The 18,422-nt window shown below is 47.3% G+C and carries 22 protein-coding genes and 1 other annotated feature; of the genes, 21 read left to right on the forward strand and 1 reads right to left on the reverse strand.

Annotated elements, in window-relative coordinates:
- The 21 genes from RBB45_RS00360 (at window position 1) to pheA (ending at window position 17,760) form a co-directional block, all read left to right on the forward strand.
- The gene (locus tag RBB45_RS00360; protein WP_224951594.1) at window positions 1-624 is read left to right on the forward strand and encodes a PilN domain-containing protein; all 624 of its coding nucleotides are present in this window, start codon (window positions 1-3) and stop codon (window positions 622-624) included.
- On the forward strand, window positions 621-1,427 hold the full coding sequence (locus RBB45_RS00365) for a pilus assembly protein PilO (protein WP_224951592.1): 807 nt from the start codon (window positions 621-623) through the stop codon (window positions 1,425-1,427). The genes RBB45_RS00360 and RBB45_RS00365 overlap by 4 nt, the downstream gene beginning before the upstream one ends.
- Window positions 1,428-1,453: 26 nt before the next feature.
- Window positions 1,454-1,912 carry a type II secretion system protein gene (locus tag RBB45_RS00370; RefSeq protein WP_224951590.1) on the forward strand — a complete coding sequence of 153 codons (459 nt, stop codon included), beginning with the start codon at window positions 1,454-1,456 and terminating at the stop codon, window positions 1,910-1,912.
- Between the two features lie 110 nt (window positions 1,913-2,022).
- Window positions 2,023-3,138: a hypothetical protein gene (locus RBB45_RS00375; RefSeq protein ID WP_224951588.1), complete on the forward strand. Its 1,116-nt coding sequence runs from the start codon at window positions 2,023-2,025 to the stop codon at window positions 3,136-3,138.
- 177 nt (window positions 3,139-3,315) lie between these two features.
- A complete protein-coding gene (locus tag RBB45_RS00380; protein ID WP_224951586.1) occupies window positions 3,316-3,891 on the forward strand; it encodes a Maf family protein in 576 nt (191 codons plus the stop codon).
- Window positions 3,892-3,960: 69 nt separating this feature from the next.
- Window positions 3,961-4,632 carry a RadC family protein gene (radC, locus tag RBB45_RS00385; protein ID WP_009796091.1) on the forward strand — a complete coding sequence of 224 codons (672 nt, stop codon included), beginning with the start codon at window positions 3,961-3,963 and terminating at the stop codon, window positions 4,630-4,632.
- Window positions 4,633-4,790: 158 nt separating this feature from the next.
- Window positions 4,791-5,810, forward strand: a complete 1,020-nt coding sequence (locus RBB45_RS00390) for a rod shape-determining protein (protein ID WP_009796092.1) — start codon at window positions 4,791-4,793, stop codon at window positions 5,808-5,810.
- An 86-nt stretch (window positions 5,811-5,896) separates the two neighbouring features.
- The gene (mreC, locus tag RBB45_RS00395) at window positions 5,897-6,763 is read left to right on the forward strand and encodes a rod shape-determining protein MreC (protein ID WP_009796093.1); all 867 of its coding nucleotides are present in this window, start codon (window positions 5,897-5,899) and stop codon (window positions 6,761-6,763) included.
- 3 nt (window positions 6,764-6,766) lie between these two features.
- On the forward strand, window positions 6,767-7,291 hold the full coding sequence (gene mreD / locus RBB45_RS00400) for a rod shape-determining protein MreD (protein WP_009796094.1): 525 nt from the start codon (window positions 6,767-6,769) through the stop codon (window positions 7,289-7,291).
- A gap of 425 nt (window positions 7,292-7,716) precedes the next feature.
- Window positions 7,717-8,397: a septum site-determining protein MinC gene (minC, locus tag RBB45_RS00405; protein ID WP_224951583.1), complete on the forward strand. Its 681-nt coding sequence runs from the start codon at window positions 7,717-7,719 to the stop codon at window positions 8,395-8,397.
- Between the two features lies 1 nt (window position 8,398).
- Entirely contained in the window at window positions 8,399-9,202 is an 804-nt protein-coding gene (gene minD / locus RBB45_RS00410; protein ID WP_094766970.1) for a septum site-determining protein MinD, read from the forward strand.
- A gap of 433 nt (window positions 9,203-9,635) precedes the next feature.
- On the forward strand, window positions 9,636-10,412 hold the full coding sequence (locus RBB45_RS00415; protein ID WP_129612109.1) for a M23 family metallopeptidase: 777 nt from the start codon (window positions 9,636-9,638) through the stop codon (window positions 10,410-10,412).
- On the forward strand, window positions 10,405-11,271 hold the full coding sequence (locus tag RBB45_RS00420) for a M50 family metallopeptidase (RefSeq protein WP_101550413.1): 867 nt from the start codon (window positions 10,405-10,407) through the stop codon (window positions 11,269-11,271). Before RBB45_RS00415 ends, RBB45_RS00420 begins: the two co-directional genes overlap by 8 nt.
- Window positions 11,272-11,324: 53 nt before the next feature.
- A complete protein-coding gene (locus RBB45_RS00425) occupies window positions 11,325-12,803 on the forward strand; it encodes an Rne/Rng family ribonuclease (protein ID WP_224951581.1) in 1,479 nt (492 codons plus the stop codon).
- A gap of 82 nt (window positions 12,804-12,885) precedes the next feature.
- Window positions 12,886-12,970, forward strand: a sequence feature (ribosomal protein L21 leader region).
- 13 nt (window positions 12,971-12,983) lie between these two features.
- Complete coding sequence (gene rplU / locus RBB45_RS00430; RefSeq protein ID WP_009796103.1) at window positions 12,984-13,292, forward strand: 50S ribosomal protein L21; 309 nt, start codon at window positions 12,984-12,986, stop codon at window positions 13,290-13,292.
- A gap of 11 nt (window positions 13,293-13,303) precedes the next feature.
- Window positions 13,304-13,636 (forward strand): ribosomal-processing cysteine protease Prp, encoded by a 333-nt coding sequence (locus RBB45_RS00435; protein WP_009796104.1) that lies wholly within the window; start codon window positions 13,304-13,306, stop codon window positions 13,634-13,636.
- A gap of 12 nt (window positions 13,637-13,648) precedes the next feature.
- Entirely contained in the window at window positions 13,649-13,939 is a 291-nt protein-coding gene (gene rpmA / locus RBB45_RS00440) for a 50S ribosomal protein L27 (protein ID WP_009796105.1), read from the forward strand.
- Between the two features lie 269 nt (window positions 13,940-14,208).
- Window positions 14,209-14,757 (forward strand): sporulation initiation phosphotransferase B, encoded by a 549-nt coding sequence (locus RBB45_RS00445; RefSeq protein WP_009796106.1) that lies wholly within the window; start codon window positions 14,209-14,211, stop codon window positions 14,755-14,757.
- A 111-nt stretch (window positions 14,758-14,868) separates the two neighbouring features.
- The gene (gene obgE, locus RBB45_RS00450; protein ID WP_094766974.1) at window positions 14,869-16,161 is read left to right on the forward strand and encodes a GTPase ObgE; all 1,293 of its coding nucleotides are present in this window, start codon (window positions 14,869-14,871) and stop codon (window positions 16,159-16,161) included.
- A 109-nt stretch (window positions 16,162-16,270) separates the two neighbouring features.
- A complete protein-coding gene (locus RBB45_RS00455) occupies window positions 16,271-16,726 on the forward strand; it encodes an ACT domain-containing protein (protein ID WP_035403585.1) in 456 nt (151 codons plus the stop codon).
- A 155-nt stretch (window positions 16,727-16,881) separates the two neighbouring features.
- Window positions 16,882-17,760 (forward strand): prephenate dehydratase, encoded by an 879-nt coding sequence (pheA, locus tag RBB45_RS00460; RefSeq protein ID WP_129612107.1) that lies wholly within the window; start codon window positions 16,882-16,884, stop codon window positions 17,758-17,760.
- A gap of 63 nt (window positions 17,761-17,823) precedes the next feature.
- Here pheA and RBB45_RS00465 read toward each other — a convergent pair whose 3' ends face one another.
- Window positions 17,824-18,366 carry a transcription repressor NadR gene (locus RBB45_RS00465; RefSeq protein WP_224951579.1) on the reverse strand — a complete coding sequence of 181 codons (543 nt, stop codon included), beginning with the start codon at window positions 18,364-18,366 and terminating at the stop codon, window positions 17,824-17,826.
- Window positions 18,367-18,422 lie beyond the last annotated feature (56 nt).

The following is an 18,422-nucleotide window of genomic DNA, read 5'->3' on the forward strand; positions in this document are numbered from 1 at the left end:
ATGCTTGTAGATATCAATCTCCTTCCACAAAAAGAAAAAAGAAGCAAAGCAGCTTACATCTCTTTGGCAGCTGCAGGTTTGGCAGCTGTCATCTTGTCTGTGTCCCTCTATGTTTACTTAGCCAGCCAAAAAGAGGAAATAAAAAAGGTTGAAACTCAAATAGCCCAGACGAATGAAATTCTTGAAGCACAACGAGTGAAACTTGCTGATTATGAATCTTCCAATTCGGTTGGTGAACTTGAAAATGCCATTTCCTGGGCAAAAGAGCAGCCTTTCAGTGTGGTTTACATCTTGAATGAAGTGACCAAGCTGCTTCCGGAAAGAGGCTACATAACTGAGTTTGAAAAAGATGAAGAAAACAAGATCAAGCAAATTGTACAGTTTGACACTAAAAGTCAGGCTGCCTATTATTTGAATTCTTTGCTCTCTTTGGGATGGCTCGACGAGGCCGTTTTGACTGAGGCAAAAACTACAGATGTTCTGAAAGATGATGATGAAGAGACCTCTGCGGCTGAAGAAGAAATCCTGCCGCGTTATTTTGCAGCTTATGAATTGCAGATAAACTCCAGCTTGCTTAAGCAAGAAATTGAGGAGAAGGAAGCTGAAGGGGGGACTGCCCCTTGAACCTCCAATTATCCAAAAAACATCTGCTGATCATTTTTCTCTCCATCCTTATACTTGGCGGGGCAGTCGCTGGTGCCTATTATTTGCTCATACTGCCTGTCCATGAGCAGATAGACAGAAAGCAAACTGAATTGAAGCTGGCCAGCCAGGAATTGACCATTATAGAAAACAAACTGGCTGAAACCGGTGAAAAGACGATCCTCAGCACAATGGAGCTGCAGAAGCAGGTGCCTGTCAAACGGATGCTTGATCAGCTATTACTTGACCTTGAAAAAGCAGAAGTTATTTCTGATACAAATATCATAGAGTTAAAGCTGGACGGAACAGAAGATGATGAGGAAATAGATCTTGTTGCCGAAGCAGCAACAGAAGAGGGCGGGGCGGAACCGGAAAAATCACCAGCCGATGATCAGGAAGCCTCCGATGAAAGTACAAGTGAAGTCAATTCACCTGCAGAGGAGATCCTCCCCAATGGAATCCGAAAGATTTCCTTGACGCTGAGCGGCGAAGCAGCAACCTATTTTGAGATGGAAAAGTTCATCAAGAGCCTGGAATCGCTGAAGCGGATCGTTAAAGTGGAGGTCCTTAACTTCACCGGACTGCCAGAAATTTATTCGGTGGATCAGGATTCGGAGAATGTAGAATTTGAAGTCTCACTTGCAGCATATTATTATCCTAATCTGGAAGAACTCCAAAAAGAGCTGCCTCCTTTGGACGTTCCTGCTGTTTCTAATAAGCAGAACCCCTTGAGCGGTTTCTCCAGCCAGGAGGACGTCGAGATAGAAGAAGAAACTCAGCCTTAATCTATTCTATAGAAACGGGGTCTAGTATGATGAAGAGCTTTGCTAGACTGAATGACAAGGGATTAACTTTAATAGAACTGCTGGCTGTTCTCGTAATCCTGGGCATTATTGCCGCAATCGCCACTGCTTCCATACTGAGTCTGGTTCAGAATTCACGGGATAAAGCCTTTGTCGGCAATGCCTATGCGCTGAATGAAGCAGCGGGCTATTTTGTGAAGCATGAAGTGACCAGCGGCAATACACTCGCTCAGCGGATCACTTTCAGTATGGTTTCAGAAGCCGGCTTCATGGAAGCTTTTAAAGACCCCTATACGGGCAATTATGTTGAACCCTCAGACGCCAGCTTTGTAGAAATAGAGGGGGAGCATATCAGGGCGGTATGCCTGTACGGCGAAAATCGCAATCTTTGCTCTTATAATGGCGCTTCGGGCAAGCCGATTCCGGTGCATGAGCTGTCAGTGGATTTGATTGTGAAAGACAACTAAAAAATTTGACGAAAGCATCCTATAACAAGACGACAAAAGTCTTGTTATTTTTTTTTGCCCCTGTGTTAGGATGAATGCAAATCCAGCAATCGACACGGGGAGGACAAGCTGTGGAAAACCGAGGGAACGGACGGACCATTACGATCAAGCTGAATGGCAAGGATCGGGAAGCTGTGCATATGAAAGACAAAACGGCTCAAAAGGAAAGAGATCCTGCAGAAGAAGTGCAGCACATAGAGAATGTGGAAGAAGAGTCTGCAGAGGGGAAGGTTCTATCAGCAAACGAGGACCTGGCTGTATTGGAGGCAGCTCCTGCCAGGGAAGCGGCAGATGATGAGTTTGAATGGATTCTCCCTGAAATCATGGAGGAGGATCCAGAACCGAAGGAATACAAGGTTGCCTCAAAGACAGAAAAAGGAAGCGGGAAGAAAAGCAGTATATTCAGCTCACCGGGGAAGCCTTCCAATCAGAAAGCGCTGGTCCGTTCAGTTGTCATTTCTGTATTCTTTGCTGTCCTGTTCGGGACAAGCCTTGGTTTTTTAATGCTGAAGATGGTAATACATGATGGAAGTGCTGAGGAGCCTGAAGGAGCTGTGCAGACAGCAGCAGGCACTGCCAGCGGCACCAATCAGGAAAGCTCAGCGGGAAACGGAACATTGGCCCTTGAGCCTCTTACAGTTTTTGTTGTTCAGGGCGGTGTCTTTTCAACGAAGGATGCGGCTGAAAAGATTCAAACCACGATTTTTGAAAAAGGAGCCCCGGCACAGCTGATGGAGATGGAAGGAAAATCTTATCTGTTCCTTGGAGCTGCAGGGTCGCTGGAAGATGCGAAACAGCTTGGAACAGATTATAAGAGCAAGGGCATTGATACATTTGCCAAGGAACTGGCTGCTGGTGGAAAAACTGTGGAGAAGCTGCAGGAGGAAGATGAAAAATTCCTGCAAGCGGCCCCGGGGATATATTCGGCAATGGCTGCAGGAATTGGGGCTGCTTCACCTGGAGCTGCGATTCCGGAAGAAGCATTAAAGCAGGCGGCCGATGTATCAGTACAGCTTGCAGGATTTGATGGAGCAAAGCTTTCTGCGGATCGTGTGGGGGTCATGCAGAAGGAGCTTTCAGAAGCAGCGGAACTGATCGCCAGCTATCAGAAAAACCCGGATGAAAAAGGCTATTACGCAATTCAGCAGCATCTGCTGTCATTCATTGCAGCGTACACTGCACTTTAATAAAAGGGTGAATATTTTCCAGGAAATATCGCACATTATAGGGGGCTGTCGGACTTCATTCGACAAGCTCCCATTTTTTTTGACAAAACTCTTTTAAAAATTGTTAGAACCTATAAATTTTGGTACGATTAGTTTGTATCTCCCAAAATGATACAAGTAAAGGATAGGGTGATTTTTTTGCAGAACCTCATATTAGCCTCTTCTTCTCCACGGCGAAAAGAACTTCTTGAAAATCTTCAGCTGAAATTTGAAGTCTCCAGCAGTGATGTGGACGAAACATTCGAACCGGGAATGCTTCCCGAAAATGTGGTCATGGAGCTTGCGGCCAGGAAAGCGGAGTCTGTCGCCCGGAAAAATCCAGCTGCGTTTGTCATTGGTTCGGACACGATTGTCTTTGCAGACGGTCTTATTCTAGGGAAGCCGGATGGGCGCAGAGATGCATACGATATGCTGACTCGTTTGTCCGGCAGAGTCCATTCGGTTTATACCGGAGTATCAATTATTACTCCGCAAAAAAGCAAAGTTAAATTTTACGAAAAAACGGATGTGGAATTTTGGGAGCTGACAGATGACGAAAAGTCGGCATATATCGAAAGCGGCGAGCCCTTCGACAAGGCCGGATCTTATGGAATCCAGGGTCTTGGTGCAACGCTTGTGAAGCGGATTGATGGTGATTATTTCGCAGTCGTCGGGCTTCCGCTTTCAAGAACAGCAAGAGAATTGAAAAAGGCGGGATTCACTCTGCCTTTTTAAATACTGTACGATCATCTGCCTCCCTTTCCCGCCGGCAAGGGAGGAACCATATTGAAAACTGAATCATTGATGATACGTGATTTTCCGCAGGATGAGAGGCCGCGCGAACGCTTTATCCAGAATGGCCCGGAAAGCCTGTCCAATCATGAGCTTCTTGCTCTTATGCTCAGGACCGGGACTAAAGAGGAGTCTGTGCTCCAGCTGTCAAACAGGCTTCTTACCCATTTTGAAGGCCTCCGCCTCCTGAAGGATGCGACGCTTGATGAGATGACCAGCATTAAAGGGATCGGCATGGCCAAGGCCATTCAGGTACTGGCCGCGGTCGAGATAGGGAGGCGAATTTCCAGCCTTTCCTATGATGACCGCTTTGTGATCCGTTCACCTGAGGACGGCGCCAAATATGTCATGAATGACATGCGCTTCCTTTCGCAGGAGCATTTTGTCTGCCTTTACTTGAACACAAAGAATCAGGTGCTCCATAAGCAGACGATTTTCATCGGCAGCCTGAATGCTTCAATCGTTCATCCCAGGGAGGTTTTCAAGGAGGCCTTCAGAAGGTCGGCTGCGTCTATCATCTGCATCCATAACCATCCTTCTGGCGACCCTGCTCCGAGCAGGGAGGATATCGAAGTCACGAAGAGGCTGGCGGAGTGCGGGAAAATCATCGGCATTGATGTGCTCGATCATTTGATCATCGGGGAAAACAAATATGTCAGCTTAAAGGAAAAAGGTTATTTATAACACTATGATTTTACCGATTGTTAGGATATAATATAATTTATGATTTTTTAGACTAGAATAAGTCTGCCAACTGCTAACCAGGCTGCTTTTTCAGCCTTCTTCGAATATAAAAATCACCTTAAAAAATTGCATTTCGTATCAGAAAGGGAGATACAGCTATGTTTGGAATCGGAACACGGGATCTTGGAATCGACTTGGGGACTGCCAATACACTCGTTTATGTAAAAGGAAAAGGAATCGCTGTAAGGGAGCCATCTGTGGTTGCCATGCAGACGGATACTAAAAGCATTGTCGCTGTCGGCAACGATGCGAAGAATATGATCGGCCGTACGCCGGGCAATGTAGTGGCGATGCGTCCTATGAAGGACGGCGTTATCGCTGATTATGAAACAACGGCTACCATGATGAAATATTATATAAGACAGGCTGTCAAAAAGGGCTTCTTTGCCGGCAAGCCGTATGTAATGGTATGTGTGCCTTCAGGCATCACCGCTGTAGAACAGCGTGCTGTCATTGATGCAACACGCCAGGCTGGTGCCCGCGATGCTTACCCGATTGAAGAGCCGTTTGCTGCTGCAATAGGTGCAAATCTTCCTGTTTGGGAGCCGACAGGCAGCATGGTTGTCGACATCGGCGGCGGGACGACTGAAGTGGCCATCATTTCACTTGGCGGCATTGTTACGAGCCAGTCAATCCGCATTGCGGGAGATGAAATGGATGATGCAATCATTAATTATATCCGCAAAACTTATAACCTGATGATCGGCGACCGGACAGCTGAAAGCATTAAAATGGAGATCGGCTCCGCCGGTGAGCCTGAAGGCATTGAAAATATGGAAATCCGTGGCCGCGATCTTTTGACAGGACTGCCAAAAACGATAGAAATTACAGCTGAGGAAATTGCCGCTGCCCTTCGTGATACTGTCTATAGCATTGTGGATGCCGTAAAGGTCACCCTGGAAAAAACGCCGCCTGAACTGGCTGCTGATATCATGGACCGGGGGATTGTGCTGACTGGCGGAGGAGCGCTTCTCCGCAATTTGGACAAGGTAATTGCAGAGGAAACAAAAATGCCTGTGCTGATCGCCGAAAATCCGCTTGACTGTGTGGCAATCGGAACAGGGAAGGCGCTCGACCATATTCACTTATTCAAAAACAAATCCAAAGATTCTTATTAATAACAAAAAGGGCGGCTCCGGGCATGAAGCAGTCATTCGCTTTTATCCTGGAGTCTCTTCTTTTTAAAGAAATAGAGGTGTGAACCATGCCACAGTTTTTCCTGAATAAACGCCTGATCATCCTGCTTGTCAGTATCATTATTCTGGTGGCATTAATCGGATTTTCCCTGAAAGAAAGGGAAAAGCTTTCATGGGCAGAGCAATTTGTGAAAGATACAGCGAGCTGGGCGCAGACCATCGTTTCCCGGCCGGCAAGCTATGTTGCCGGATTCTTCGAAAATGTGAAAGACTTGCAGAATACATATGAAGAAAACAAGGAATTGAAGGGCCGGCTTGATCAGCTTGCCATGCTTGAGGCCGATGTGCAGCGCCTGAAGGATGAAAATGAAAAGCTGCAGACAATACTTGATAAAAAAGGTGATTTAAGCAAATATGAGCCCATCCAGGCAACTGTGATTGCGAGGAATCCTGACCGCTGGGAAGAGACGCTGATTATCAATAAAGGTGAAAAAGATGGCTTGAAGAAAGATATGGCTGTTATAACAGCCGGCGGCTTAATCGGGAAAGTGAAAAATACGAGCAATCTTTCCGCCAGTGTTCAGCTCCTTAGCAGCACCGATCCAGCCAACCGGATTTCAGCCGTTATCAATGAAAAGATTTATGGGACTATTGAAGGCTATGATACAAAGAAAAAGCTTCTTTTGCTAAAGCGGATTCCATATGACGCAAAAATTAAAAAAGGGGAAATCGTCACAACCTCAGGACTTGGCGGCGTATTTCCATCCGGATTGCCTGTTGGGGTCGTGGAAGAGGTCGTTCCCGATGAGTTCGGCTTGAACCAGACTGCATATGTAAAGCCTGGAGCAGACTTTTATGATATAGAGCATGTTATGGTCGCAAAGCTATCAATGGAGAAGCCAGACCTGGACAAGTTGGAAGAAGAGGAGGAATAGAGAATGAAACGGTTTCTTCTTCCTCTTCTCGTTTTATTTTTTTTCGTCCTGGACAGCGTTTTTGTCCAGCTGCTGTCTGCAGAATTGTATAACAGCAAACGGATCATGGTCCCGCATTTCCTGGCGGTCATTATCATTTTCCTGACCATCTACGGCAGTAAAAAACATGGAATTATCTATGGACTGATTTTCGGCCTGCTGTTTGATATTGTGTATACAGATATCATCGGCATCTATTTATTCATGCTGCCGCTGCTGGCCTATATTGCGTCCAAAATCATCCGGATCCTGCATACCAATCTTGCAGTGGTCGCCCTTATCACTCTGTTTGAACTGGCGCTTCTGGAACTGGGTGTGTACGAGATGAATTTCCTGATTCACCGCACAAACATGGAGTTTTCAGTGTTCCTGCAGCAGAGGCTGCTGCCGACGCTTGTGCTGAATCTCGCTTTCATTGTTGTGGTATCCTTTCCTTTTAAGAAGTTTTTCGAAAAGTTTGCACGCGAGCTTGATGAATACGGCCAGTGATATTGAAAAAGCTTGAGGGCAGCCGATAAAAATATTGTGGCAGCATGTAAAACTGCACAGGCGAAAAAAGGATTTTGTGAGCTTATGTCGAATTGTATTATGTGGAGCTGCAAAAAAGGCATACATTGATTCTATGTATGGTGTACGGCTCGTATCCTTTGCAGAGGCAGCACAGCTGTTCTGAAGGGTTGGAAAGCCGGTCAGCCGGCTGTAAGGACTTGGCAGATGCCAGGTTTTTCTTATCAGGATAAGAAAGTTTATATTTTTTCTAATTTGATCACTGTCTAGCCACAGCGCCTGCCCCCTCGAGGTCAGAAGCCAATCCTTCCACAAAGGCAAAGAACGCCTTTCCGGGAGGATCGCCTTCTGCTTTTAGGGGGTGACCAAAGCGCTTGCGCTTTTCTTATTGAGGTGAACATCTTGCAATGAAGAAAACTCAGAATGTGACAATAAAAGGGACAAAGGACGGCCTGACTCTTCATCTGGACGACTCCTGTTCCTATGAGGAACTGAAAAAGGAGCTTGATAGAAAGCTCTCCGAAAGCGCGAGAACCAATGTAGACCGTCCGCTTATGTCTGTAAGGGTTCAGGCAGGAAACCGCTATCTTACCGCTGATCAGGAGGAAGAGCTGAAGGATTTGATCAGGTCAAAGAAGAACTTTGTCGTTGATTCTGTCAGCTCAAATGTTCTGACTAAGGAAGAGGCGGAGAGGGAAAAGAAAGAAAATGAGATTATGTCGGTGGCAAAAATCATCCGCTCAGGGCAGGTCCTTGAAGTTCCTGGCGACCTGCTCCTGATTGGGGATGTGAATCCCGGCGGCACTGTCATGGCGGGAGGAAGCATTTTTATCATGGGCAGCTTAAAGGGAATTGCCCATGCCGGCTGCTACGGAAACAAGCAGGCAGTCATAGCGGCAAGCATGATGAGGCCTTCCCAGCTAAGGATCAGCGACTGCATCAACCGGGCGCCTGATCACAGCAAGGATGAGGACATGAGGGAAATGGAATGTGCCTACATAGATGAAAATGAACAAATGATAGTTGATAGATTGCAGGTTTTAATGCATCTCAGACCAAACTTAACGAGATTGGAAGGGGGACACTAGTGTGGGAGAAGCTATTGTAATTACTTCAGGCAAAGGCGGTGTCGGCAAAACGACTACATCCGCCAACATCGGAACAGCTTTGGCTTTGCAGGGGAAGCGGGTCTGCCTTATCGATACAGATATCGGCCTGCGCAACCTGGACGTGGTGATGGGGCTTGAAAACCGCATCATCTATGATCTGGTGGATGTCATTGAAGGCCGCTGCAAGGTCCATCAGGCTCTTGTGAAGGACAAGCGCTTTGAAGATCTTCTTTATTTGCTTCCTGCTGCCCAGACAAGTGATAAAACCGCTGTAAATCCTGAACAGATGAAAAAGCTGGTAGAAGAGCTGAAGCAGGACTATGATTATATCATTATCGATTGTCCGGCAGGGATCGAACAAGGCTACAAGAATGCCGTTGCCGGAGCAGACAAGGCGATTGTCGTCACGACTCCCGAGGTCTCAGCCGTCCGTGATGCCGACAGGATCATCGGCCTGCTCGAAAAGGAAGAGAATGTCGAAGCGCCCAAACTTGTCATCAACAGGATCCGCAGCCATATGATGAAAAATGGCGATATGCTGGATGTCGATGAAATCACGGCCCATCTATCCATCGACCTGATCGGGATCGTGGCAGATGACGACGAAGTCATCAAAGCATCCAACCACGGCGAACCGATCGCACTCAACCCGAACAGCAAAGCATCCGTCGCCTACCGCAACATCGCCCGCCGCATCCTCGGCGAAGCCGTTCCGCTCCAGCAGCTCGAACAAGAAAACACAGGCATGTTCACCAAACTGAAAAGATTCTTTGGTGTAAAATAGGAGTATCAAAGTTATTAAGGGCTTTAAATTGAGAAATTCTATCTGCTTTGAGATCTTATGATTTAGCACGTATAAGTTTGAAAAACCTGTTGATTGGAGTGGAAGGCACGCAGACTCCTGCGGGAAATAGCGGCAGAGCTGAGACCCCACAGGAGCTCGCTCCGAGGAGGCTCAGCGCCGCCCCGCGGAAAGCGAAGTGCCTGGAACGCAAATCAACAGCCTCATACTTAAGCGCAACAAAAAATCTGTTTAATACGATTGGTCTTCAGTCAAAAAAGTCGGTAATCTCCGGCTTTTTTTGTTTGCTTTTTTAACTGTTCCCAATCGTTGATATTCTCCCAATCTCTCCGCCTCTTTCTCCCCCAAAATGTCATACTCCCCCCAAACCCCTCATAGACTTGTACAAATCAGTTTAGGGACAGGTGGGGAGATTATGCGTTCAAGAGCAGATGAAATACGCAAAAGAATCGAAAAGCGGAAAAAAGACCAGGAACGGATCAATAAACAGTTGCAGCACAGGCTTCCCTGGGCAGAAGAGGAAGAAAAGCACGGGTTTGGAAAGATGCCTGCCTATGAAGCTTCCTCTCCTGAAGGAGAGCATCCCCTTTTTAAAAAAGAAGTATTTTTCTTTAAGCTGCTGGCCTCTGCATGCCTGGTGCTGGTCACAGCCATCCTTTTCAAAAATCCGTCAGCTGCCTTTGAGCCGGCCAAAAACTTTGTGGCCAAAACGATGGAGACTGACTTTCAGTTTGCCGCTGTGTCGGAATGGTATGAAGAGCAGTTCGGGGAGCCTTTGGCGCTGGTGCCTTTTACGGATTCAAAAAAGGAGAGGGACGAGTCAGCTCCCGCCCAGGAATATGCGCTCCCAGCCTCCGGCAAAATCCTTGAGGAGTTCGATGAGACAGGCCAGAGGGTGACGATTGAGGTCGCAATCGATGCAAATGTGGAATCAGTAGAAGAGGGGCTTGTTAAGTTTGCCAGCAATAAAGAAGGATTCGGGAAAACCGTCATTGTCCAGCATGCTGATAAAACTGAGACATGGTATGGAAATTTGAGCGAGATCAAGGTCAATCTTTATGATTATATCGGCAAAGGTGTCGCAGTGGGAACAGCAGCTGAAGTGCCGGAGAGCGGCAAAGGATCTTTTTATTTTGCGCTAAAGCAAGGCGATGATTTTATCGATCCGATCCAGGTGATGCAATTTGACTAAAATGCTCAGTCTATTCCGGTATATCCACATTCATCCCCTGCTGTGGGCTGTCATCGGGCTGGCAGTGGCAACGGCCCGTTTTCAGGAGGTGATGATGCTCCTCCTGATTGTCTTTGTGCACGAAATGGGTCATGCCTGGGCGGCAGCCCGCTTTTCATGGCGAATTAAAAGAATATCATTGCTTCCATTTGGCGGAGTAGCCGAAATGGATGAGCATGGAAACAGGCCGCTGAAGGAAGAAGCGGCCGTTATTTTGGCCGGGCCTCTCCAGCATGTCTGGCTGATTGCCCTTTCCTACATTCTTTATAGTATGTCAGTGCTGGACGGGGCACTGTTTGAGCTTTTTTTTCAATATAATATCATGATTCTGATTTTCAATCTTCTGCCTATCTGGCCGCTTGATGGGGGGAAGCTGCTGTTTTTATACCTGTCCCAAAAGAAGGCCTTCCCAGATGCCCACAAACAGGCCTTAAGGATTTCACTTGGGGCAGCCCTTATTTTTGCTGCGGTTATGCTGCTGGCAGCGCCCCTTAATCCGAATGTCTGGATTGTGCTCGGCTTCCTGCTTTTTTCCCTGCATTTTGAATGGAAGCAGCGGCGGTTTATTTTTATGAGATTCCTGCTTGAGCGGTATTATGGAAACCGGAATGAGTTCAAAGTACTGAAGCCATTGATCGTCAAAGAGGATGAGATGGTTGTCGAAGTGCTTGAGCGTTTCCAGCGCGGCACCAAGCATCCGATTATTGTGGAAAAGGATGGAAAGGAGCATGCAGCACTTGATGAGAATGAGCTTCTTCATGCCTATTTTTCCGAAAAGCTTACCACAGCACGAATGGCTGATTTGCTTTATGCCTATTAAAGCTTGATAATAATAGACAAAGATTTTTAGATATATCAAAGCGGGGAATAAAGTTGAAAAAATTAGTCATCAATTACGCAACAAGGGAAAAACGTTATGCAGTTCTGAATGAATCGGGCAAGCCGGAAAAGCTGATCATTGACCAGCCGAAAAATCTATCCGCAGTAGGCAGCATTTATCTCGGGACGGTCGCAAAGGTGCTGCCTGGGATGAATGCTGCTTTCGTTGAGATTGGGGAAGAAAAGAGCGGGTTTCTGCACCGCGACAGGCTCGCATCATATGTGCGTTCAGCCGAAGACAAAGAGAAGAAAGACAAAAAATCAATCTCCTCTTTTGTTCGTGAAGGTGAAAAACTGCTTGTACAGGTTGAAAAAGATGCTGCGGGCACGAAAGGTCCCCGGCTTACCAATGTCATTGAATTCCAGGGCGAAAAGCTGATTTATATGCCCTTTGGCCGGTATGTGGCCGTTTCAAGGAAAATAGAGGAAGACTCTGCAAGGGAAGAGCTGAGAACGCTCGGGATGAAACTAAAGGAAGAAGAAGAAGGGCTCATCTTCCGTACTTCTGCTGCAGGAGCATCTGAAGAAGACTTCCAAAAAGAACTGGAGGAGCTTCGTGCAGAACACCGTGAGCTTGCTAAAAAGGCTGCTTCGGTAAAGAAGCCTGCAAAGCTTGCTGAAAAAGAAACCTTCCTGGAGGAAGCGGCAGCAGAGATGGCCAGGCTTGGAGCCGGCGAGGTGGTGGTTGACGACCTTGCTGTAAAGCAGAAACTGGAAAAAGCAGCGGCAGAGTCTGTAGTCCGTTACTACAATAATAAGGAAAGCATTTTCTCTGCCTATAATCTTGACCAGGAAATCGATAGGGCGCTAAAAAAAATCGTCTGGCTTGATAACGGCGCCTATCTTATCTTTGACGAAGCAGAGGCTCTGACTGTCATCGATGTGAATACAGGAAAATACTCCGGCCGGGAAAATCTGCGCGACACGGTTCTCAGGACTAATGAATGGGCGGCGGCAGAGGCTGCAAGGCAGATCAGGCTCAGGGACATCGGCGGCATGATTCTGATTGATTTCATTGATATGAAAGAGGAAAGAGACCGGCAGCATATTTCAAGGGTGATGGAAAAAGAGCTCCGCAAAGATGAGCGGAGGACGAGGATCGTCGGGTTCACTCCGCTAGGCATATTGCAGATTACAAGGAAAAAGACGCGTGCTGCCCTTTCTGAATCGCTTACGGTCAAGTGTACTGCCTGTGAAGGGACTGGGCGGATGGTCAGTGCAGAGACAGCGGCCTTCCGGCTTGAGCGGGAAATTTGGGAAATGCGGGGAAGCGATTATGAAGCCGCCCTCATAAGGCTCTCTGCAGATGTTTTGGATGTTTTTTCGGGCGAGCAGGGCATTCACCGGAAAAGGCTGGAAGAAACATGCGGCCTCAGGCTCTTTTTTGCTGCAGAAGACTCCGGGATTCCTTTTTATGAAATCCGCCAGCTGGGAAGCCTGAAGGAAATTGAAGCGAAGCATAAAAAGCAATAAAGCTTCCTGATTTAAAACCGGGATAATGTATTGACACACTCTCTGAATATATGATAGTATTCTTATGTTATGTTTGTAGCGCACCAAGCTACAACCGCTCAGAGCAGGTATTCAAGCTTTTGCTCTTTTTTGCAAAACGCCTGCAATTGGCGAGTCTTAGTCTATAAGGAGGTGCAGTTCATGTACGCTATTATCGAAACTGGTGGAAAGCAGATCAAAGTTGAAGAAGGCCAAGCTATCTTCATCGAAAAGCTGGACACTGTAGAAGGCGAAACAGTTACTTTTGACAAAGTTTTATTCGTAGGCGGCGACAATGTAAAGGTAGGAAGCCCTGTAGTTGAAGGCGCTACTGTAACGGCTAAAGTTGAAAAACAAGGCCGTGCAAAGAAGATCATTGTCTTCAAATACAAAGCGAAGAAAAACTATCGTAAAAAGCAAGGTCATCGTCAGCCGTTCACTAAAGTTGTGATCGAAAAGATCAACGCATAAGGTTTGGCTGTATGATCCATACGACGATTATTCGTACTGAAGCCGGCCGCGTCAGGTCTTTTTCATTGAGCGGGCATGCCCTTTTTGCCAACCATGGCAAAGATATCGTATGTGCAGGCGTTTCTGCAGTGTCCATCGGTGCCATCAACAGCATCATGGCGCTGACAGGAGTCGAGCCTGACATCGAACAGGGAGACAGCGGCTTTCTCCGATGCGACATTCCGCAGGATCTTCCTGAAGAGACGCAAGAGAAAGTCCAGCTTCTGCTGGAAGGCATGATTGTTTCATTGGAGACGATTGAGCGTGAGTATGGCAAGCACATAAAAATAACCTTCAAAAAATAGGAGGTGAAACAAATGCTAAGATTAGATCTTCAGTTTTTCGCTTCTAAAAAAGGAGTAGGTTCTACAAAGAACGGCCGTGACTCAATCTCTAAGCGCCTTGGCGCTAAGCGTGCAGACGGTCAATTCGTATCCGGCGGTTCTATCCTTTACCGTCAGCGCGGTACAAAGATCTACCCTGGAGTGAACGTTGGACGCGGAGGCGACGATACTCTTTTCGCGAAAGTGGACGGAGTTGTCAAGTTCGAGCGTGTAGGCCGTGACCGCAAGCAAGTGAGCGTTTATCCAGCTGCTCAAGAAGCTTAAGCTTACCACAGAAAACTCTAACCGACAGGTTAGAGTTTTCTTTTTTCCTTTAGATGCGATTCCAGCGATAGGGCTGATGATCAAGCGTGGACCGCGGAAAGGGCATGGATCCCCCATCGGGCTGCCGTGGCTTTTCCGCGGTTCGCCGGCTTGTGCCCGGCTGCCTTGAATTCTTAATTTTAACAGGAAATTGCTTACTCCCATCTTCTTTTTTGATATACTATCAGCAGGCAATCTTATGACACTAATAATTGTGTAGGAGTGCATTTATGGAAAAAGATTGGAGCACAGTTGAGGTTTTGCGGCATGCACGCCATGACTGGATGAATAAAATACAATTAATTAAAGGAAATCTTTCCCTAAGCAAATATGACAGAGCCAAGGAAATCATCGATGAAATCGTTGTAGAAGCCCAGAATGAAGCAAAGCTTTCCAACTTGAATATTCCCCAATTTGCCTCCCTGCTGTTTACCTACAATTGGGAAAACCATTCGTTCCAGATTGAGTATGAGGTGCTGGATGATGTCAAGTGCAGAAAACTGGATGACCAGTTCCTGGAGAGCTGGACAAGGTCCTTTTTTGCAAGGCTGGACGATTCGGTCAAACCCTTTCATGATAACCATTTATCGGTATTGATAGAGCCTCAGGAGGATGGAATCCGTTTGTTTTTTGATTTTAGCGGAATAATAACAGAGAGAGAATCGATCAGATCTTATCTGGGAGAGCAGCACCAGGCCATCAGGATGAAGATGGAGGAGCTGTCTGAGCAGGAGCTGGCCCTGGAAGTGTTTATGCCATTCAGCAGGGGATTGGAGTAGCTGGGTGCGCCCGGAAGGGGATTCGCTGAGCCTTGCTTAGGGCAAAGCAGATTTTTACTGCTGTAGCTTCGCATTTTTGTGTACATACAGCAGACAGGAGGAGTTTTTAATATGTTTGTCGATCAAACGAAGATATATGTGAAAGGCGGAGACGGAGGCAACGGGATGGTTGCTTTCCGCCGTGAAAAGTACGTGCCTAAGGGCGGCCCTGCAGGCGGGGACGGAGGCAAGGGTGCAGATGTTGTGTTTGAGGTGGAAGAAGGCCTGCGGACCCTGATGGATTTCCGATATAACCGCCATTTCAAAGCATCCCGCGGGGAACATGGAATGTCCAAAAATCAGCATGGCAGAAATTCAAAGGATATGATTATCAAGGTTCCGCCGGGAACGGTTGTGACCGATGCGGATACGAAAGAAGTTATAGCAGATCTGACTGAGCATGGGCAAAGGGCCATCATCGCAAAAGGCGGACGCGGAGGGCGGGGCAATACCAGATTCGCTACTCCTGCCAACCCTGCGCCGGAGCTGTCAGAGCATGGCGAGCCTGGCCAGGAGCGGGAAGTAGTCCTCGAACTGAAGCTTCTCGCTGATGTCGGGCTTGTCGGATTCCCAAGCGTCGGGAAATCTACCCTGCTTTCGGTTGTGTCTTCAGCAAGGCCAAAGATTGCCGAGTACCATTTTACAACAATCGCCCCGAATTTAGGGATGGTTGAAACAGAAGATGGAAGAAGCTTTGTAATGGCAGACCTGCCCGGGCTGATTGAAGGGGCGCACTCAGGCGTTGGACTGGGGCATCAGTTCCTCCGCCATATCGAAAGGACCCGTGTCATTGTCCATGTTATTGATATGGCAGCAGTGGAAGGCCGGGATCCGTATGAGGATTACCTGACAATCAATAAAGAGCTGAAAGAGTACAATCTTCGCCTGACAGAGCGTCCGCAGATCATTGTAGCCAATAAAATGGACATGCCGGAAGCTGAAGAAAATCTGAAGGAATTCAAGAGCAGGCTGACTGATGATCACCCGATTTTCCCGATCTCCGCTTTTACAAGGCAGGGCCTCAGGGATCTGCTGTTTGCTGTTGCAGATAAGATCGAGGAAACGCCTGAATTTCCTCTCATGGAAGATGAAGAAGAGGATAATGGCATTAACCGGGTTGTCTATAAGCATGAAAAGCCTCAGACTGAGTTTGTAATCACAAGGGATCCGGACGGAAGCTTCGTCCTTTCCGGCGATGCTGTCATCAAAGTGTTCAAGATGACCGATTTTTCACGGGAAGAATCGGTCCGCCGTTTCGCGCGCCAGCTGAGGGGCATGGGCGTGGACGAGGCACTGAGGGAACGCGGAGCCAAGGATGGCGACACGATCAAGCTGCTTGAGTTTGAATTTGAATTTGTTGAATAGCATATAAAGCCGCTGCGCCGGAACCGTGTCGGGCCGGCGCAGGCTTCATGGCTTTTTCAAGGAAAATTTTACATACATAGACACTGCTTTACGCGAAGGGGTGAAAGGAATGAGACAGGATAAGTCAGATAGGAAATTTTATTTGGTCCGTGAAGATGTCCTTCCGGAAGCCATGAAAAAAACGCTTGAAGCGAAGGAAATGATTGATAGAGGGAAAGCGGAATCGGTGTGGGACGCTGTCCAGAAGGTCGACTTGAGCAGAAGTGCCTTCTATAAGTACCGGGATACGGTCTTCCCTTTTCATACTGTGATCAAAGAGCGGCTTATCACCCTGTTTTTCCATTTGGAGGACAGGTCAGGAACATTATCTCAGCTGCTTGGGATTGTTGCATCCTCAGGCTGCAATGTTTTAACGATTCATCAGACCATCCCTCTGCAAAGCAGGGCGAATGTCACCATGTCTCTCAATACGAGCGGGATGGGAATTGAAATCGATGAGCTTTTGGCCAGGCTGAGAAAATTGGAATTTGTTGAAAAAGTAGAGGTGCTGGGATCAGGTGCATAGCCATATTCCCGGCGCCTTTTTTTAAAACCGGGCGGCATCCCCTGCAGGTTTGTAGAGTTTTATCCATTCCCATCTTGAAAACTAAGGACATACACAGTGTAAAGTGTTAAAGTATATAAAAAGAACTGTGGATTTGTTTGGGAGGAGTATTGACTATGAAAGCAGGCTATCTTGGGCCAAAGGCTACATTCACTGACTTGGCAGTAAGGGCGATGTTTCCGGAGACGGAATCTATCCCTTACCGCACCATTCCAGGCTGCATGGACGCGGTCTTGAATGAAGAAATTGATTTTGCGGTTGTTCCGATTGAGAATGCGCTTGAAGGATCTGTCAATATTACACTGGATTATTTGGTTCATGAAGTAGATTTGCCGATCTGCGGGGAGATAACGGCTCCAATCAGCCAGCATCTGATGGTGCATCCGGAGCATGCAGAAGAGTGGCAGGATACTGAAATCATTTACAGCCATTCTCATGCAATCGCCCAATGCCATAAATTCCTCCACCAGGATTTGAGGGGCATCCCGTCAGAAAATATGACCTCGACGGCTGCTGCCGCTCAATTTGTGAAAGAGAATCCGGAAATGAAGGCAGCCGCCATTGCCAATGAACTCGCGGCAGAGGAATATGGATTGGTTATTGTAAAAAGGGATATTCATGATTTTCAATATAACCACACCCGCTTTGCTGTTATTTCGAAAAAGCCTGTCAAGCTTGATAGAACAAAGGCGCTGGGCTTTAAAACGACCGTTATGGCCACCTTGCCCTCAGACCGGGCAGGTGCGCTTCATCAGGTTTTATCTGCATTTGCCTGGAGAAAGCTGAATTTGACCAAGATTGAATCAAGGCCGATGAAAACGGGGCTTGGCAATTATTTTTTCATCATTGATATTGATATGGAAGCCGATGATATCCTGATACCCGGAGCGGTAGCAGAGCTGGAGGCGCTGGGATGCGGAGTGAAAATACTGGGAAGCTATCCGTATTACCAGATTGGCAGGAAAACGAGGGATAAGGCGTCCAATGCGCATTAATTACTAAAAGAAAGGCCGGGCTGCTGAAGCCCGGCCTTTTGCCTATTAGGATGAACATTCGCTCTACGGAAGGTCAACGAGGAATGCAGCTTCCGAAAGGGCCTGTTCTGCAGCATCCAGAATTGACTCAGAAGGAGCAGTGATGGTATGGAGGTGAAAGCCTCCTGTAAGCTCTGAGAGGAAGGAAGCTTTGGTTTTCCTGATTTTTTCCAAAAACTGTTTGACTTCCCGCCGGTTGGAAACCATGATGGATGCTGTGAGGTCCCCATATACAGGATGCTCAATCTTCACATCCTTAACAGTTGCCCCGTGGTCTACAAGCAGATTCAGCTCCTCCTCTGTCTTGTCTGGAGAGTGGGAGCAGGCGACCGTCCGTTCGAACAGCTGGGCGGGAGGAACCTGCTGAAGATAGAGGTATCCCTGGCTGGTGGCAATGATCGGCTCATTCTTTGCCTTAAGAAGAGTGATATCGCCGACGATGACCTGCCTGCTAACATTCGCTTTTCTGGCAAGCTCGCTCCCTGTGACTGGCTCCTGGCGGGATTTAAGGAGATCCAGCAGCATAGAGCGCCGTTCATCCCCCAGAACTTTTTTCTGTCCGTTCATACAAAACTCTCCTAACACCTTTTATAATGAACCATTTTAACACAGCATTTTCCTGA

It is taken from the genome of Bacillus sp. MMSF_3328 (assembly GCF_030733525.1).
GTDB lineage: Bacteria > Bacillota > Bacilli > Bacillales > Cytobacillaceae > Bacillus_AB > Bacillus_AB infantis.

Excerpts from the sequence above, each read along its gene's own strand:
- RBB45_RS00360 (WP_224951594.1), top strand. The coding sequence starts at position 1 with ATGCTTGTAGATATCAATCTCCTTCCACAAAAAGAAAAAAGAAGCAAA.
- RBB45_RS00370 (WP_224951590.1), top strand. The coding sequence starts at position 1,454 with ATGATGAAGAGCTTTGCTAGACTGAATGACAAGGGATTAACTTTAATA.
- radC (WP_009796091.1), top strand. The coding sequence starts at position 3,961 with ATGATACGTGATTTTCCGCAGGATGAGAGGCCGCGCGAACGCTTTATC.
- RBB45_RS00390 (WP_009796092.1), top strand. The coding sequence starts at position 4,791 with ATGTTTGGAATCGGAACACGGGATCTTGGAATCGACTTGGGGACTGCC.
- mreC (WP_009796093.1), top strand. The coding sequence starts at position 5,897 with ATGCCACAGTTTTTCCTGAATAAACGCCTGATCATCCTGCTTGTCAGT.
- mreD (WP_009796094.1), top strand. The coding sequence starts at position 6,767 with ATGAAACGGTTTCTTCTTCCTCTTCTCGTTTTATTTTTTTTCGTCCTG.
- minC (WP_224951583.1), top strand. The coding sequence starts at position 7,717 with ATGAAGAAAACTCAGAATGTGACAATAAAAGGGACAAAGGACGGCCTG.
- RBB45_RS00415 (WP_129612109.1), top strand. The coding sequence starts at position 9,636 with ATGCGTTCAAGAGCAGATGAAATACGCAAAAGAATCGAAAAGCGGAAA.
- rplU (WP_009796103.1), top strand. The coding sequence starts at position 12,984 with ATGTACGCTATTATCGAAACTGGTGGAAAGCAGATCAAAGTTGAAGAA.
- RBB45_RS00435 (WP_009796104.1), top strand. The coding sequence starts at position 13,304 with ATGATCCATACGACGATTATTCGTACTGAAGCCGGCCGCGTCAGGTCT.
- rpmA (WP_009796105.1), top strand. The coding sequence starts at position 13,649 with ATGCTAAGATTAGATCTTCAGTTTTTCGCTTCTAAAAAAGGAGTAGGT.
- RBB45_RS00445 (WP_009796106.1), top strand. The coding sequence starts at position 14,209 with ATGGAAAAAGATTGGAGCACAGTTGAGGTTTTGCGGCATGCACGCCAT.
- obgE (WP_094766974.1), top strand. The coding sequence starts at position 14,869 with ATGTTTGTCGATCAAACGAAGATATATGTGAAAGGCGGAGACGGAGGC.
- RBB45_RS00455 (WP_035403585.1), top strand. The coding sequence starts at position 16,271 with ATGAGACAGGATAAGTCAGATAGGAAATTTTATTTGGTCCGTGAAGAT.
- pheA (WP_129612107.1), top strand. The coding sequence starts at position 16,882 with ATGAAAGCAGGCTATCTTGGGCCAAAGGCTACATTCACTGACTTGGCA.
- RBB45_RS00465 (WP_224951579.1), bottom strand. The coding sequence starts at position 18,366 with ATGAACGGACAGAAAAAAGTTCTGGGGGATGAACGGCGCTCTATGCTG.